Source organism: Arthrobacter sp. TE12231, assembly GCF_054062895.1.
The window spans coordinates 3,385,715-3,401,299 of sequence record NZ_JBSSFS010000001.1; the positions used below are offsets into that span (position 1 = coordinate 3,385,715).

Below are 15,585 nucleotides of genomic sequence, written 5' to 3' on the forward strand. Positions count from 1 at the left end.
GGCACCCGCCGTCGCTGTTTAAGCTCAAGGATCAACCAGCATGACCTGAAAGCGGGCCCAAACGCCTACGTCCGCCGGCTCATCAACGCCGCAATATCCGCAGCCGGCGCGGGCCGGCCAAAGTAGTAGCCTTGGCCGCTGCCGCAACCCATCTCGCGCAGGATCTCGGCCTGTTCCGCCGTCTCTATGCCCTCGGCCAGGGCTTTGAGGCCGCAGGCGTGAATGAGATGCAGCACCGCGGCCACAAAGTCCCGCTGTTGCTCGTCAGTGCCCAGGCCGCTGATCAGGCTCCGGTCGATCTTGACGACGTTGACGGGCAGCTTGCGCAGGTAACTGATGGAGGAATAGCCGGTTCCGAAGTCATCGATCTCAAGCTGCACGCCGAGTCGCCGGAGGCCGTTGAGCGAATACTGGTCCACATCCCCGCCGTTGACGGCCATGGACTCGGTCAGCTCCACGATCAGGTTTGACGCATCCACCCCGGTCTCCCGCAGGATGTCCCGGACATGTTCGATCAGTTCGAGGTTCTGCAGTTCGGTGGTGGAAATGTTGACGCGGACGTTGAAGGTGCTGTCCACCTGCTGTTCCTGCTGCCATTGCCGCAATTGACGCACGGAATTACGCAGCACCCAGTGGCCCAGGTCCACGATCATGCCGGTTTCCTCTGCCAGCGGAATGAAGCTGTCCGGCATGAGCAGGCCGCGTTCGGGGTGGTTCCACCGGACCAGCGCCTCCACGCCTTCGATCCTGCCGGTGGCGAGGTCCACCACCGGCTGGTAGTGCAGGGTCAGCTGGTCTTCCCTGATCGCTTCGCGCATTTCCGTAATCATGACGCTCTGCAGCCGGCGCGCGTACAGCAGGGCCGGTTCGAACACTTTGATGCTGCTGTGCGGCTGGGCCTTGGCGGCGTACATGGCCGTGTCGGCTTCCATCACAAGGTCATCAACGGACTGTCCGGGCTCCGCGATCCGCAGGCCGATGCTCGTTCCGCACGTAATTCTCAGGTCCCCGACGTCGAGGCTCTCGTTGAGCGCGGCGAGGATCCTGTTCGCCACCCGGCGGGCGCGGACCAGATTGGACTTGGGCAGCATGACCGCGAATTCATCGCCCCCGAGGCGGGCCACGGTGTCAGTTTCGCGGACGGCGCCCTCCAGCCGCCGCGCGATCACCCGCAGGACGTCGTCGCCGGCGCTGTGCCCCAGGGTGTCGTTAATGCCCTTGAACGAATCGAGATCAAGAATCAGGAGCGCCGGCGGCATCTCGCCCCGCGAGGACTCGGCCAGGGCATGGCTCAGAACCGCGTTGAGTGCTGTGCGGTTGGCAAGTTGCGTGAGGGGGTCGGTCAAGGCCATGCGTTCGAGTTCGACCTGGGCGTCACGCAGCATCGCCGTGCGGCTTTCGACGCGCTCCTCCAGCTCCTGATAAATGGTCTGCAGGTCATCAGCCATCAGGTTAATGCCGGCAATGACGGCGGCGACGTCGTCCCGGGCCCCTGAGTGCGGGATCCTGGTGCTCAGATCGCCGCCGGCGATGCGCACAATGCCCTCCACGAGAGCATGCAGCCTGGGGTCCTGCGCTTCACTCGTCACGGACGTACTGCCTTAGCCATTCGACGGCCGCGGATTCGGAGCTGAAGAACTGTGCCGGAATCGTTTCGCTCCTGGACCGCAGGAGGTAGTGGGCAATGACCCGGTCCACCGGGCTCTCGCCCACCAGGGCGAACGCCGTCGCCGCGATGGATCCCGTGTAGACCTGCCGGGCCTCGACGCTGACACCAACGACGCCGGTAATCACCAGGAGCACCGGCATCCGCCGGCCCGCGGCGAGGGCACGGACGGCGTCACCGGCAATACGCGCTTCGGGCCCCTCGATTTCCTGGTTGGGGGGCAGCAGGACCTCGATGATGGCGCCGTCGATCATCCGTACGCCTATGGCGCGGGCCGCGTCCCCGGCCAGGTCCCGGGCGGCACCGGCGTCCGCGGAAGGCCCGTCCGACGTCGGCACTTCCGACGCCGGGGGTGCCGCAAGCGTCGCGGCCGTCGCCATCGCGGCGGCCGCCGTAAGGGCCGCTGCTGTCTCCAGTGTGGCAGGCGTCTCCGGCATCGCGGCCGCTTCGCTGTCCGCGGCAGGCGAGCCGGCCGTCACCGCCACCTCCGAAGGCACCGCCGCTTCGGCCGTCACCGCCGCACCCTGGGCGGCGCCGGTTTCATCGTCCGGGAGCCGCTCGCCGTGGCCGGCCAGGGCCTCGAGCGTCATCGGATCGCAATTCGACGGCGGCGGTCCGCGGAACCCCGGAGGTCCCGGTTCAGCCGGCGGTCGCCGTGATAGAGAATCGTTTCCCAGTCGACTTCCTCGGCTGTTTTGGCAATCACGGGGCTCTCCTTCACCTTCTTGGGGCGGGGACTGACATAAAGCCAGTTAACCATCCCGAGGAAAACATCCACGGCGGAATTGAAGACGCCGATGTAGGCGCGGATGGCGCCTGCGGCCAGGACGGCGTTCAGGGAGGCGAATGCCACGTTGCCCCAGTTGCCCACTTGGGCGTCCCGCCACACGGTCAACAGCGAGAACGCCACAATCGCGTACGGCGTCAGGACGTAGATGGCCGGGGCCGCGGTGCGGTCCTTGACCTTCGGGGTGCGGGCAAATGGAATCTTGTCGCCGGTGACGGCCTGCTGCAGCGATTTCAGCACGCCCGCCAGGTTCACCGGCAGCAGGACGAGGTTGAAGCCGTAAATCCGGAAGATGTCACTGAACCGGTGGCCGCAGTCGCGCAGGTCGCTGCCCATGGCCAGGAAGTAGGGCAGGGCCGCGAGGAACACGATCGGACTCAGCAGCCGGCTGTCATACGGGTATGCCAGGAGGAACACCAGGCCGAAGCTCGCCCAGGCGATGGAGGCCATGTAGTTCACCCGGAGCAGCACCTCCCGGAACAGGATCTTGCGGCGGTCGGACCGGTGCTGGAGGAGCTGGGCCCACAGTTTGGGCAGGATCAGCAAGCCGCCGTTGGCCCAGCGGCGGCGCTGGACCACGAGGGAGCCGAAGTCGGGAGGGGTGGCGCTGTAACTGAGCCGTTCCGGGTAGTTCACCAGGGTCCAGCCGTGCTGGCCGAGGTCGATGCTGGATTCGGTGTCTTCGATGACGGTGCGGTCCTGGATGTAGGTCCGGATTTCGAAGGCCCCGTTGGTTTCCACCTCCACGATGTCCTCGAGGGCGCGCTTGCGGATGACGGCGTTCGCGCCCACCCAGAACGTCGCACCGTAATAGCTCATGCCCTGGTGCAGGATGTGCTGGAGGTCGGTGGTGGCTCCCGCAACCCGCTCGATGCGGGTGGGGGCGCCGCGGAAGGAGGAATAGGGCGTCTGCGTCACAGCCACGCGCTCGTTGCCGGCCGATTCCAGGAAGTAGACCAGGCGGAGGCAGTAGTCGCGCAGAAGCAGGGAGTCGGCGTCGAGCGTCAACACGTAGGTGGTGTCACGGACTGCCATGACCTGGCCCTGCTCGTCAGGGGCGACGTCGGCGGCCACCTTCCGGAGCACCACGCCGTCGGCGGTGGTCTCCTTGTTCCAGGTGTGGCCCATGAGCGAAATGTAGGCGTTGAGGTTCATGGCCTTGTTGGCTTCATGCGAAAGGCTCGCGTACTTCTTGCGTTCGAATGTCTCGGTGGAGACGTTGAAGATCCAGGTCAGCCGGAGGTACAGCTCTTCGATCCGGGACAGCGGCAGCGATGCCTGCTGCACTGACGCGGCGTTCAGGCCCAGGAGCACGAGCCTCAGTTCGCGGGCCAGGCCCATGAGGACGAGGTCGACAAAGAACTCGTCGACGTGGTCCTCAACTTTTTCGGCCGACGCCATCGCTTCAAGCCATTCGGCGGCTGCCTCGTATTCGGAGACCAGCAACTCCAGTTCGCGCCCCTCGGGGCCCGCGGGCGTCTTTTGCCGACGTCGGTATTCGGCCAGGGCGGTGTTGACGCGGGCGGCCGGGGCGCTGAGTGCGGCGGAGATCTCCCCAGTCAACGCGCGGGTTGTGTCCAGCCGGGCGCGATCGCCGGGGTCCGCGGGGTGCGGCGGGTCATCGAGGAGCAGCACCACTTTGAGATCCGGGAACTCCTGCAGGGCGGCGGACCACAGCGTGGCGCGCACCACCTGGGGTTCTTCGGCATAGGAGGGCACCAGCACCGTGATGCCCTCGGAGTATTCGGCAAAGTGGCGGTCCAGTTCGCCGCGGGGCACCCTGGAATGATCGCGGAAACGATATAGGGCCCCTTGCCGGGCCAGAAGATACATGAGGGCCGAAAACGTCAGGAATGTTACGACGACAAGATAGGAAGTCGTCTCAAACTGAAACCTGAAGCCGGCATTCGGGTTGTCCGCGAGCTCTTTCAGAATGGTGGAAATGAGGTAGGTAACCCAGGCAGCCAACGTGGTCAGAATTCCTAGCCGGCCCAAGATTATTTTGCGCCTGGACGGCCTCGGATGAACAATTGAGAGCGGCTCGGAACGCCGCTCAGCCCCCCATTGACGGCGCCGGACCGCACCCTTTTGTTCGGAAGTCACGCTTTCCGCTTCTACGCGCGGCAAGACAAGCTGATCTGGCATTAGTCCCCATAAGACTGCAAAGTCGGCATATTGGCGCGCGCCTACGGCAAAACCCGCACGCCGCACCGGAATGTTCCGGTGAGTGCCCTTATGATAATGCAAGGTCAGACGCTTGCCGGACATCAGACACTCCGGCAAATGCGCGCGCTGATACCGGCGGCCGGCGCATGCCCGGCTGCTCCATGCAAGACACACAAGGGGGGCCCTGTGTCCGAACGATTCCCAGGCCGCAAGCTGTCGCTGGTCCGGCTGGGCGTACTCATCACCGCCGTAGCGGCAGTCGCCGCCGGCGGCGTCGCCGCGTGGGGCAATTTCCAGGATGTCCGGGCGGCCGAGAGCATCCCGTCCGTCTTTTCGGGATATGTCGACGTCACGGCAACGCCGCGGTATGCCTTCGAGGCCCCGGCGTCCAAGGAAGCCGAAAAAGTCGTACTGTCCTTCGTGGTCGCTGATCCCAAGGATCCGTGCACGCCATCGTGGGGCGCCGCCTACTCCCTCGCCGAGGCAGCGAACTCGCTGGACCTGGACCGGCGCGTGGCACGGCTTCAGCAACTCGGCGGGAGCGTGGCCGTTTCCTTCGGTGGGCTGACCAACCAGGAACTCGCCGTCGCCTGCACCGATTCCGCGAAGCTGACGTCGGCCTACCGGAGCGTCGTCGACCGCTACAACGTCAGCAGCATCGATCTGGACGTCGAAGGCCAGGCCCTGTCCGACCCCGCGGCCCTTGAACGGCGTGCGACGGCCATCGCGGCGCTCCAGCACGACCGCCAGCGCGACGGCAAGGGACTCAGCGTGTGGCTGACGCTGCCGGCGGATCCCAACGGCCTCACAACCGCGGGCAGCGACGCCGTGAAACACATGATCACCGCAGGCGTCGACCTCGCCGGGGTCAACGCGATGACCATGGACTACGGCGGGAGCAAGCTGCCGGGTCGTTCGATGTACGAGAACGCGGTGTCCGCCGCGGAAGCCACCCACCGCCAGCTGACGGGCCTGTACCGGGCAGCCGGCAGTGAACTCGGCAGCGAAACGGTATGGCGGAAGGTCGGCCTGACGCCGATGATCGGCCAGAACGACGTCGCCGGCGAAATCTTCACGCTCAACGACGCGCAGGATCTCAGCGCCTACGCAAGTGCAAAGGGCATCGGCCGCCTGTCGATGTGGTCCCTGAACCGAGACCGTACCTGCAGCCAGAACTTCCCCGACGTCACGAAGGTCTCCGATGGCTGCAGCGGGGTGGACCAGGGCGGCTCATCGTTCGCCACGATCCTCGGCGCCGGGGTGATGGCGAGCCCGTCGGCCGCGCCGGCCAGCGCCGCTCAGCCGACGCCGGTCCCTGCCGTCAGCGATAACCCCTCCACCAGCCCGTACCCCGTGTGGTCTGAGAACGCCGCGTACAACGCGGGCGAGCGGATCGTGTGGCATTCCAACGTGTACGAGGCCAAGTGGTGGACGCGCGCCGACACCCCGGACGATCCCGTACTCCAGGGCACAGCGACCCCGTGGCGCATCATCGGTCCGGTCCTGGCTGGAGACAAGCCCACGCCCCAGCTCACGGCGCCGGCCGGCACGGCACCGGCGTGGCAGCCCAGCACGGTCTACCGCAAGGGCGACCGGGTGCTCTTCGAGGGCAGGGTCTTTGAGGCAAAGTGGTGGACCCAGACCGACAGCCCCGAAGCTTCGCTGCAGGGATCACCAGACTCGCCGTGGTCCAAACTGCGCGATGAAGAACTGCTGAAAATCATGGCCGCCAAGTCGGCGACGCCCGCTTCTCCGGCTCCGAGCACGACGGCGTCCGCTCCGGCGCCCTAGAAGGTCCGGTTCAGCGGGTCCGGGCCCGGCCCGCGTCAGCGTCAAGCGTCAGCGTCAAGCGTCAAGCGTCAGCGGGTCCGGGCCCGGGCCCGGGCGCGCTTGCGGAGCGTGCGCTCATGCTGGACCCGCTGGGCGATGACGAGGCCGGCCGCCGCGACGCCCACCGTAATGGGGTAGCCCATGAGCCGCTCCAGCGTGCCAGGTTCCGGCACATGCATGCCCGTCACGCCGCCGGCAACGAGCGCCGCAAGGGACACTGCGCCGCAACCCAGGATGAGCCACCCCAGCGGGGTCTGCCTGAGCCACAGCCAGCCGATCACCAGGAGGGCCAGGGCGCCGGCCGCGAAGTACATGAGGGCACCGGCCACGTGCCAGGGGGATCCGGTGTTTTCGGGTACGAACCCCACAATGACGGTGCCCACGCCGGCGGTGCCGGTCAACAGCCGTGCCGCAGCCGCGGCGGCCACGCCCGCGCTCCAGCGCGCCGGGTTCTGCGCTCGGCCTGTATTCCCACGCGCCTGGGCCGGCCGGCCGGCGCCCCGCGTGAGCGGAACACCGGGCCGCGCGGCAAGGCACAGGAGTGCCGAACCGAGCAGGAGCGCGCCGACAATCATGCCAAGACCCTGGACCACAAAGGACGCGTTCATCAGCACGTGCGCCGGCGAGCAGACGTCCCGGCCGGAAAAGTCCCCGCAGGCCGAGGCGCCGAGGTCGCTGATGTAGCCGGTGCGGCGGCTGTAGGGGTCCGCTCCGGCCCAGGCGCCGATCACGGCAGACTCCGCCACGAAATACTGCAGCACGCTCAGCTTCGCCAGGGCTCCGACGTAGAACCGGGTGGCGGCCACATCCGGGTAGTAGATGGCTCCGGCGGAAAGTTCGGTGGTTCCTGCGGTCATGCCACGAGCGTAGTACCCCCGCTCACCTTGTATGCTTGTATCCGTGTCCGACTGGGCCGGCCAGTGGCCGGCCGCGGATGCCCGCCCTCGTAGCTCAGTGGATAGAGCACGGCTCTCCTAAAGCCGGTGTCGTTGGTTCGATTCCAATCGAGGGCACTTGAACTTTCCTGCCCCGGAAGAAACCCCGGATTCGGCTCCGGACTTTGACCTCCGCGCCTACCTGCGCGGCTCTTGGTCCGTCGACCGCGCGCTGCTGGACCGCAAGACCGGAACCCGCGGTACCTTCACCGGCGTCGTCCGTTTTACCGACGACGACGGCGGCCTGCACTGGCGCGAAGAAGGCACCGTCCGCTGGGCCTCCTTTGACGGCACGCCGTTCACCGCGCCGGCGAGCCGGGAATATCTGCTGCGGCCGGCGGACACGCCGGCTGTCCTGGACGTGTATTTCCCGGACGGCCGTCCCTTTCACCGCATGGGCTTTGCGGGGCAGGCCAACCGGGACGTGCACTGGTGCGACCCCGACACGTACCGCGTGACCTACACCGTGGCCGGGCCCGACGAATGCGGCTACCGCTGGGACGTCACCGGGCCGGCCAAGGACCAGCTGCTGGAGTCGGTCCTGCGCCGGCTGGACGCCGCAGTGGACACGAAACTCGATCCAGCGCCGAACGCTAGGCTTTCAGAGTGAACCCCCGCATCGTCGTCTCCGCCGTCTGCGTCTTCGATGACGCCGGACGCCTCCTGACCGTCCGGAAAAGGGGCACGGACAAGTTCATGCACCCCGGCGGCAAACCCGAGGCCGGCGAAAGCGCCGCGGAGGCGGCGGTGCGCGAGCTCCGGGAAGAAGTCGGGATTGTCCTGGCCGCTGACCGGCTGGACCTGCTGGGCTGCTGGCTCGCGGACGCCGCCAACGAGGCGGCCACGCAGATCGAGGCCACCGTCTTCACAGCTCCGGGCGTGTGGAGCGCCCGGCCGTCGGCGGAAATTGCCGAGATCCGCTGGCTGGATCTGGCAGGCGAACTGCCCGGCGACCTCGCCCCGCTGCTGACGGACCATGTGCTGCCGGCACTGTCGGCCAAACCGTCCGCGGGATAGGCCCGCCAGCGCCTGAGGGCCCGGGATCATCACACGTGATTCGTCACGATCCACGGCCCCCTTCGCCGTGTTCGGGTTGGCTCAGCTCTTACCGGGTTCGGCCGGTTCGCTCGCCTTGGCGGCTTTGCTGCCCAACAGGGGGATGAAGGCGATGAGCGCGACAACTTGGGTACCGATGGTGAAGGTGATGAGTCCGGTGTACGACGCCGTGTAGAGGGCGCCGATGATGGTTGACCCGGCGAGCCAGGCGAGGCCGTAGATGGCGGTGAAGATGCCGTATCCGGTCCCGCGTCGCGCAGTCGGGACCAGATCCGCGACCGCGGCCCGGAGGGTGGATTCGTGGATTCCCAAGGCCGCTCCCCAGACCACGGCCCCGACCCAGACGAGGGCCGGGGTGGCCGTGAAGGACAGGAAGGGGACGGCAGCGGTAAGCGGTAGGGCGATGAGCAGCCCGCGCAGCCCGATCCGGTCATAGAGCGCCCCGGAGGCCAGTGCGGCCAGCGCCGCTGCGCCCATGGAGACGGCGTAGGTGACCGGTATCAGCGCCGAGGGCAAAACTTTTTGGACTTCGAGGTGGTACGAAATGACACCGAAGGTGGAGAACCCGAACATTGATATGGCCGTGAAGGCGCTGTACCACCAGAAGCGGGCTGGCAACGGGACACGTTCCGGTGCCGGGCCGGTGGCCGCCACGGGTTCGTTGATGGCATGGGTGTCATATCGTCCTGGCTCCGGGGCGGCCCGGCGGAGCAGCAGCACGGCGATGAGAGCGAGCGCGCCGGGGACGGCCAGAACGCCGAATCCCAGCTGGTAGCCGGAGACGGCGATCATCAGTCCGACGAGCAACGGGCCCAGCAGGGCGCCGGACTGGTCGAGGGCTTCGTGGATACCGAAGGCTTTTCCCCGGCCCATGTCCGCCCCGGCGTGGGAGAGCATGGTGTCCCTTGCGGGCGTGCGGACGGCTTTGCCGAACCGCTCCATGATGACCAGCGCAGCTGCCTGCCACAGGGAGCTGGCGAGAGCAAGGAGCGGGACGGCGATCACGGTCAGGGCGTAGCCGGCGATAGTCAGCGGCCAGTACTTGCGGGTCTTGTCGGCCAGGGGGCCGGTGCCAAGCCGCAGGACCGTGGCCACGGCTTCCCCGAATCCGGTGATGAAGCCGACCATGACCGCACTGGCGCCGAGGGTGGCCAGGAACGGGCCGGTGATGGATCGGGCGCCTTCGTAGACGACGTCGGCGAGCATGCTCACCACGCCGAACGTCAGCACGAACCCCATGGGTCCGAGCCTGTTCGGCCCGGTCTTCCCGGCCCGGGCTGCCTCGAGGGGCTGATGGCTCATGTCCGGCAACGGTGCTCCTCGCGGTGGTTCCCGGCTACGGTCGGGCTGGTGTCCGGCCTCATAACAGGCTGGCCACGGCCAGACCGGCTGCCGCGGCACCAACCGCGGCGGAGGCGGTGCCAATGCCGTTCAGAAGGGCCAGGCCGGTGCGGCCGGCCTGGATGAGCCTGACGGTCTCGAAGCTGGCCGTGCTGAAGGTGGTGTAGCCGCCCAGGAATCCGGTGCCGGCTATGGCCTGCAGCTCGGGCGGTGCCGCGTGGACGATCACGGCGCCGGCGACCAGCCCCAGGAGGAAGGAGCCGGTTACGTTGATGGCGATGGTGCCAACAGGCAGGGCTGTCCGGAGTCTGGATCTAACCAGCCCGTCCACCACGAAGCGGGTCCCGGCGCCGAGTCCGCCGGCGAGTCCGAGCAAGACAATGGTCAGGGCGTTCACCGGTTCCTCCCGGGCTTGTTGGGCTGTTGCCGGCCGGTGTGCAGGTCCGTGTCCCGGTGCCGGGCGGCCTTCCTGCGATGGTGTTCGACGGCGGCACGGATCCCGGCCGCTGTTGCCGCGGCGCCGCCGATCAGCGTCGCTGTCACGTAGAGCACAGCATCGGCGGTGCGTCCTGCGCCAAGCAGGGCATTCGTTTCCAGGGCCAGGGTGCTGTAGGTGGTGAACGCGCCCATGAAACCGGTACCGGCAAGCAGCCGGATGATCCGCAGCTTCCCGGCGTCCGGACCGCGGCGGACCAGGGCCTCCAAAAGGCCGCCGAGCAGGAACGCGCCGGTCAGGTTGATGATCAGGGTGGGCAGCGGCCAGCCGGACGGGGACGGCAGGACGCTGCTGAGCCCGAAACGGGCCAAGGCTCCCAACACACCCCCGGCGATGACCACCAGCACGAACCCCGGGTGCAGGTGCACAGGGCGGTGGGCGCGTGCCGCACCCAGCGTCCCCGCGTCTGCGGCGTCGGTCCTTCCGGAAGAGCCGGCTGCTGCCGCGGCCTCGGGGGCGGGCGGTTCCATCAGCGGCCTTCCTTCGGATGGTGCCGGGGCTGGGGAGCAAGCGGGACCACCAGCACGGGCCGGTGTTGACGGTGGGTGAGATGGACAGCCACGGAACCGACCAGCAACTCCTCGAACCGGGCCCCAAAGCCGCGTTCGCGGGTGCCCACGACGATGATGGACGCGTCCCTGGCCTCGGCGAGCCGCCCCAGGGCCCGTGCCGGTTCCCCGGCGAGGGTCAGGAAGGACCACCGGATCCCGGTCCCGCCCAGGGCCTCCCGGAGGTGTTCGGCGATGCCAGCGCTGATGCCTTCGATGTCGTCGTCGACGCCGTCCGGATCAATCGGCCGGGCTTCGACCCGCCCGTCGGGTTCTTCGGCGAGGTAGGTGGTGACATCCACGTAGGCGCAGATCAGCTCGACGTTCAGGCTGAAGGCCAGTTCCGCGGCCCGGTGCGCGACCGCGAGGGGCTGGCCCGGCACCACACCCATCAGCACCGGTCCTGTGATCTTCCGTGGGACGTAGGCGACGGGTCCGGTGGCGGCCCGGGTCTCGTTGTCGGGCTCATTCATGGGCGCTCCTGATACATGGGGTCGGCTCGTTGGGATCGTTGAGGTAGGTCCCGGTCGGACCGTACGGCAGGGACGGGTCCTCGTCGGTGATTTCCAGAAGCCGATTGTATTTGGCCACACGTTCACGGCGGGCCGGCGCCCCGGATTTCAGCTGCACGAAGCCTCCCCCGACGGCGGCAGCGAGGGCATCGAAGGTTTCGCTCCCGGTGGCCGCCCGATTCGGTCTGATCAGCACGGCGGTCGCCGACGCGGTCCGGATGCCCTCCCGGGCCCGACCGTTCGGGACGCCCTGGCCGTGACGCAGCAGGACGAGGTTGCGGGGTGCGGGCAAGGCTCACCTACCTTCGGATCAGCAAAGGTAGGAACCATTAGCCAGGCGGCGGTTCGAACAGCCGCACCTGACGTGCCTGCTGTTCCGGCGGGATCCATCACCGTGAACAGAGACTACAGGCCCGGCGGCGACGGCCGCCACCATTTCGCGGCGGTGACTTCCTCGCCGGGACACTTGGTGTCGGGATCCGTCACCGCTAACCCCGGCTTAGTATCCGGGCACAGCCTCCTGGGCAACCGCGCTGGCCTCGGCAAACTGGGTCCGGTACAGCTCGGCGTAGCGGCCCTCGGCGGCGAGGAGCTCGCTGTGGGTACCGCGCTCCACGATCGAACCGTTCTCCACCACGAGGATCGCGTCTGCTGCGCGGATCGTGGAGAGCCGGTGGGCGATCACGACGGCGGTGCGGCCCTCCAGGGCGGCGCCCAACGCCTCCTGCACGGCGGCCTCGTTGGTGGAGTCCAGCGCGGCGGTGGCCTCGTCGAGGATGACCACCCGCGGCTGGGCGATGAGCAGGCGGGCAATGGTCAGGCGTTGCCGTTCGCCGCCGGAGAGCCGGTAGCCGCGCTCCCCCACCACCGTGTTCAGGCCATCGGGCAGGGACCGGATCATGTCTTCGAGCCTGGCCCGCCGCAGCACATCCCACATTTGCTCATCAGTGGCATCGGGGCGGGCCAGGCGCAGGTTGGAGGCGATGCTTTCGTGGAACAAGTGGCCGTCCTGCGTCACCATGCCGAGGGTCTCGCGCATGGAATCGAAAGTGAGGTCGCGGACGTCCACCCCGGCGCCGGGCTCGGTTCCGCCGAAGCGCACGGCGCCGGAATCGACGTCGTAAAGGCGCGACAGCAGCTGCGCGATCGTGGACTTCCCGGCGCCCGAAGAGCCGACGAGGGCGACCGTCTGGCCGGGCTCCACCCGGAAGCTGATGCCGTGCAGTACTTCCTCGCCGCCGCGGGTGTCCAGGGTCAGCACGTCCTCCAGCGAGGCTAGCGAGACCTTGTCTGCCGAGGGGTAGGCGAAGCGGACATTGTCGAACTCCACCGAGAGCGGACCGGGCGGGGACGCCACGGCGTCCGGCTTCTGCTCGATCAGCGGCTTCAGGTCCAGGATCTCGAAGACCCGCTCGAAGCTGACCAGGGCGCTCATGATTTCGACCCGGGCGCTGGAGAGTGCGGTGAGCGGCGCGTAAAGGCGCGTGAGCAGCAAGGCCAGCACGACGACGTCGCCCGCGGCCAGTTGCCCCTGCAACGCCAGGAAGCCGCCCAGGCCGTAGACCAGGGCAAGGGCCAGTGCCGAGACGAGCGTCAGCGCCGTGACGAAGGTGAACTGCAGCATGGCGGTGCGGACGCCGATGTCCCGGACGCGGCCGGCCCGGAGGGCGAACTCGCGGGACTCCTCGTCGGGGCGGCCGAAGAGCTTGACCAAGGTGGCACCGGGCGCGGAGAAGCGCTCGGTCATTTGGGTACCCATGGCGGCGTTGTGTTCGGCGGCCTCGCGCCGCAGATCGGCAAGTTTTGACCCCATCCGGCGGGCCGGGATCAGGAAGATCGGCAGCAGGATCATGGCGAGCACGGTGACGAGCCACGACTTGTTGAGCATCACCGCGAGGGTCAGCGCGAGCGCCACGACGTTGCTGACCACACCGGACAGGGTACCGGCGAAGGCCGACTGCGCTCCGATGACGTCATTGTTCAGCCGGCTCACGAGGGCGCCGGTCCGGGTCCTGGTGAAGAAGGCGATCGGCATCTTCTGGACGTGGTCGAAGACCTTGGTGCGCAGGTCCACGATGACGCCTTCACCGATTGTGGAGGACATCCAGCGGGTTACGAGGCCGATTCCGGCCTCGGCTACCGCCACGATGGCGATGAGGACCGCGAGCCAGATCACCGTTCCGGCATCCGCGTGGGCAATGATCTCGTCGACCACCTGCCCGGCGAGGACCGGGGTGGCGACCGCCAGGAAGGCCATCACGATGGACAGCAGCACGAAGGCGATCAGTTTGCCGCGGTGCGGGCGGGCAAAACTGAAGACACGCTTCAGCGTCTCCTTCGAGAACGGCTTGGACCCGCTCGAGGCGCGGGTGATGTTGTAAAGGGAGCTCCAGGCGACCCGGTCCATGCTCATGTGATGTTGCCTTTCGGGGCATCGGCGTGTAACTCGGTGACGACGCCGTTTTCGACGTTCCAGCGCACGTCAAGACGGACGTTTTCCAGCAGCCGGCGGTCGTGGGTGACGAGCAGCAACGCGCCCTCGTAACCGTCCAGTGCTTCTTCAAGCTGTTCAATGGCGGGCAGATCGAGGTGGTTGGTGGGTTCGTCCAGCACCAGCAGGTTTACCCCCCGGGCCTGCAGCAGCGCCAGCGCGGCCCGGGTCCGTTCCCCCGGGGAGAGGGAATCGACGGGCCGGTTGGTGTGATCGGCCTTCAGGCCGAACTTCGCCAGCAGGGTGCGTACTTCCGCAGGGGTCTGCTCGGTCAGGACGGCTTCGACGGCGTCCCCCAGCAACAGATCGCCGGCCAGCAGGCCGCGGGCCTGGTCGATCTCCCCGACGGCCACGGACGCACCCATGGAGGCGTCACCGGAGTCGGGCTGCTGGATTCCCAGCAGGAGCCGGAGCAGGGTGGATTTGCCTGCACCGTTGGGACCGGTGATTCCGATCCGCTCCCCCGCATTCAGTTGCAGGTTTACCGGCCCCAGGGTGAAATCACCCTGCCGCACGACGGCGTCGCGGAGGGTGGCCACCACGGCACTGGACCGGGGGGCGGCGCCGATGCTGAACTGCAGCTGCCATTCCTTGCGCGGCTCCTCGACTTCTTCGAGACGGGCAATGCGGGATTCCATCTGCCGGACCTTCTGCCCCTGCTTTTCCGAGGACTCGGTGCTGGCCGCCCGGCGGATCTTGTCATTGTCCGGGTTCTTCTTCATTGCGTTCCGGACGCCCTGGGAGCTCCATTCGCGCTGCGTGCGCGCCCGGGAGACGAGGTCAGCCTTGGTGTTGGCGAACTCTTCGTAGCGTTCGCGGGCATGGCGGCGCGCCACGGCGCGTTCCTCGAGATACGACTCGTACCCGCCGTCGTACACCGCGACCGAATTCTGGGCCAGGTCCAGTTCCACCACCGTGGACACGCAGCGGGACAGGAACTCGCGGTCATGCGAGACCAGGACCACGCCGCCGCGCAGGCCCTGCACGAAGGACTCCAGTTTGGCCAGCCCGTTGAGGTCGAGGTCGTTGGTGGGCTCGTCGAGGAGCACAATGTCGAAGCGGCTGAGCAGCAGGGCTGCCAGGGCAACGCGCGCGGCCTGGCCTCCGGAGAGCCCCGTCATCCCGGCGTCCGGCCCCACTTCCAGGCCCAGGTCTGCCAGCACGGCCGGGATCCGGTCCTCGAGGTCGGCGGCGCCGGAGGCCATCCAGCGGTCGAATGCCAGGGAGTATGCGTCGTCGGCGCCGGGGGCGCCCGAGCCCAGGGCCTCGGCGGTGGACTCCATGGCCGAGGTCGCCTCGGCGCAGCCGGTGCGCCGGGCGATGTAGCCGGCCACCGTTTCGCCGGCAATCCGCTCGTGTTCCTGCGGCAGCCAGCCCACAAAGGCGTCCGCGGGGGCCAGGCTCACGGTGCCTTCCTGCGGTTCGTCGACCCCGGCCAGCAGGCGCAGCAAGGTGGACTTGCCGGCGCCGTTGGCACCGACGACGCCGACGACGTCACCGGGAGCTACTGTCAGGGAGAGCTTTGAGAAGAGTGTGCGGTGATCGTGACCACCGGAAAGGTCCTTGGCAACAAGGGTTGCAGTCATTAGTTCATCCTCTCACCCCGGCCCGGGACGGGCTGCCCCGACGGGCAGAAACCGGTCGTCCCGGCCGACCGAAAACGGGCCGGGCATAGAAGAACCCGCCGGTCCGGACTTGGGGGGTGTACGGACCAGCGGGTTCGACCATTTAGCATAGTTGAATCACGACCTTACTCA

General features: G+C 67.6%; 14 protein-coding genes, 1 tRNA gene and 1 riboswitch. Of the genes, 4 read left to right on the top strand and 11 right to left on the bottom strand.

Annotated features, from left to right (window positions below; all coding sequences use genetic code 11):
* Positions 1–65 precede the first annotated feature (65 nt).
* The 3 genes from ACVWYS_RS15130 to ACVWYS_RS15140 are packed head-to-tail and all read right to left on the bottom strand — an operon-like array spanning position 66 to position 4,598.
* The gene (locus ACVWYS_RS15130; protein ID WP_456507407.1) at positions 66–1,589 is read right to left on the bottom strand and encodes a putative bifunctional diguanylate cyclase/phosphodiesterase; all 1,524 of its coding nucleotides are present in this window, start codon (positions 1,587–1,589) and stop codon (positions 66–68) included.
* Positions 1,579–2,256, bottom strand: coding sequence for a DUF7793 family protein (locus tag ACVWYS_RS15135; RefSeq protein ID WP_456507408.1), 678 nt, complete (start codon positions 2,254–2,256; stop codon positions 1,579–1,581). The genes ACVWYS_RS15130 and ACVWYS_RS15135 overlap by 11 nt, the downstream gene beginning before the upstream one ends.
* Positions 2,253–4,598 (bottom strand): glycosyltransferase family 2 protein, encoded by a 2,346-nt coding sequence (locus tag ACVWYS_RS15140; RefSeq protein WP_456507409.1) that lies wholly within the window; start codon positions 4,596–4,598, stop codon positions 2,253–2,255. Before ACVWYS_RS15140 ends, ACVWYS_RS15135 begins: the two co-directional genes overlap by 4 nt.
* A 207-nt stretch (positions 4,599–4,805) precedes the next feature.
* Between ACVWYS_RS15140 and ACVWYS_RS15145 the strand changes: the two genes are divergently transcribed.
* Positions 4,806–6,410: a chitinase gene (locus tag ACVWYS_RS15145; RefSeq protein WP_456507410.1), complete on the top strand. Its 1,605-nt coding sequence runs from the start codon at positions 4,806–4,808 to the stop codon at positions 6,408–6,410.
* Positions 6,411–6,478: 68 nt separating this feature from the next.
* Here ACVWYS_RS15145 and ACVWYS_RS15150 read toward each other — a convergent pair whose 3' ends face one another.
* Positions 6,479–7,306: a hypothetical protein gene (locus ACVWYS_RS15150; RefSeq protein WP_456507411.1), complete on the bottom strand. Its 828-nt coding sequence runs from the start codon at positions 7,304–7,306 to the stop codon at positions 6,479–6,481.
* 83 nt (positions 7,307–7,389) lie between these two features.
* Between ACVWYS_RS15150 and ACVWYS_RS15155 the strand changes: the two genes are divergently transcribed.
* From ACVWYS_RS15155 to ACVWYS_RS15165, 3 genes are all read left to right on the top strand, one after another.
* Positions 7,390–7,462 (top strand) — tRNA-Arg (locus tag ACVWYS_RS15155).
* 1 nt (position 7,463) lies between these two features.
* Positions 7,464–7,994 (top strand): DUF6314 family protein, encoded by a 531-nt coding sequence (locus tag ACVWYS_RS15160; protein WP_456507412.1) that lies wholly within the window; start codon positions 7,464–7,466, stop codon positions 7,992–7,994.
* The gene (locus ACVWYS_RS15165; protein WP_344363594.1) at positions 7,991–8,401 is read left to right on the top strand and encodes an NUDIX hydrolase; all 411 of its coding nucleotides are present in this window, start codon (positions 7,991–7,993) and stop codon (positions 8,399–8,401) included. Before ACVWYS_RS15160 ends, ACVWYS_RS15165 begins: the two co-directional genes overlap by 4 nt.
* Positions 8,402–8,482: 81 nt before the next feature.
* On the opposite strand, the gene ACVWYS_RS15170 is transcribed toward ACVWYS_RS15165, so the two are convergent.
* From ACVWYS_RS15170 to ACVWYS_RS15200, 7 genes are all read right to left on the bottom strand, one after another.
* Positions 8,483–9,742, bottom strand: a complete 1,260-nt coding sequence (locus tag ACVWYS_RS15170) for an MFS transporter (protein ID WP_456507413.1) — start codon at positions 9,740–9,742, stop codon at positions 8,483–8,485.
* 58 nt (positions 9,743–9,800) lie between these two features.
* Positions 9,801–10,169, bottom strand: a complete 369-nt coding sequence (crcB, locus tag ACVWYS_RS15175; protein WP_456509081.1) for a fluoride efflux transporter CrcB — start codon at positions 10,167–10,169, stop codon at positions 9,801–9,803.
* A 5-nt stretch (positions 10,170–10,174) separates the two neighbouring features.
* The gene (locus ACVWYS_RS15180) at positions 10,175–10,747 is read right to left on the bottom strand and encodes a fluoride efflux transporter FluC (RefSeq protein ID WP_456507414.1); all 573 of its coding nucleotides are present in this window, start codon (positions 10,745–10,747) and stop codon (positions 10,175–10,177) included.
* Positions 10,747–11,298: a universal stress protein gene (locus ACVWYS_RS15185; protein ID WP_116766953.1), complete on the bottom strand. Its 552-nt coding sequence runs from the start codon at positions 11,296–11,298 to the stop codon at positions 10,747–10,749. Before ACVWYS_RS15185 ends, ACVWYS_RS15180 begins: the two co-directional genes overlap by 1 nt.
* Positions 11,291–11,629 carry a hypothetical protein gene (locus ACVWYS_RS15190; RefSeq protein WP_456507415.1) on the bottom strand — a complete coding sequence of 113 codons (339 nt, stop codon included), beginning with the start codon at positions 11,627–11,629 and terminating at the stop codon, positions 11,291–11,293. Before ACVWYS_RS15190 ends, ACVWYS_RS15185 begins: the two co-directional genes overlap by 8 nt.
* A gap of 21 nt (positions 11,630–11,650) precedes the next feature.
* Positions 11,651–11,740: riboswitch (Fluoride riboswitch) on the bottom strand.
* Between the two features lie 96 nt (positions 11,741–11,836).
* Positions 11,837–13,750: an ABC transporter ATP-binding protein gene (locus tag ACVWYS_RS15195; RefSeq protein ID WP_344363580.1), complete on the bottom strand. Its 1,914-nt coding sequence runs from the start codon at positions 13,748–13,750 to the stop codon at positions 11,837–11,839.
* Positions 13,747–15,414 carry an ABC-F family ATP-binding cassette domain-containing protein gene (locus ACVWYS_RS15200; RefSeq protein ID WP_456507416.1) on the bottom strand — a complete coding sequence of 556 codons (1,668 nt, stop codon included), beginning with the start codon at positions 15,412–15,414 and terminating at the stop codon, positions 13,747–13,749. Before ACVWYS_RS15200 ends, ACVWYS_RS15195 begins: the two co-directional genes overlap by 4 nt.
* Positions 15,415–15,585: the final 171 nt, after the last annotated feature.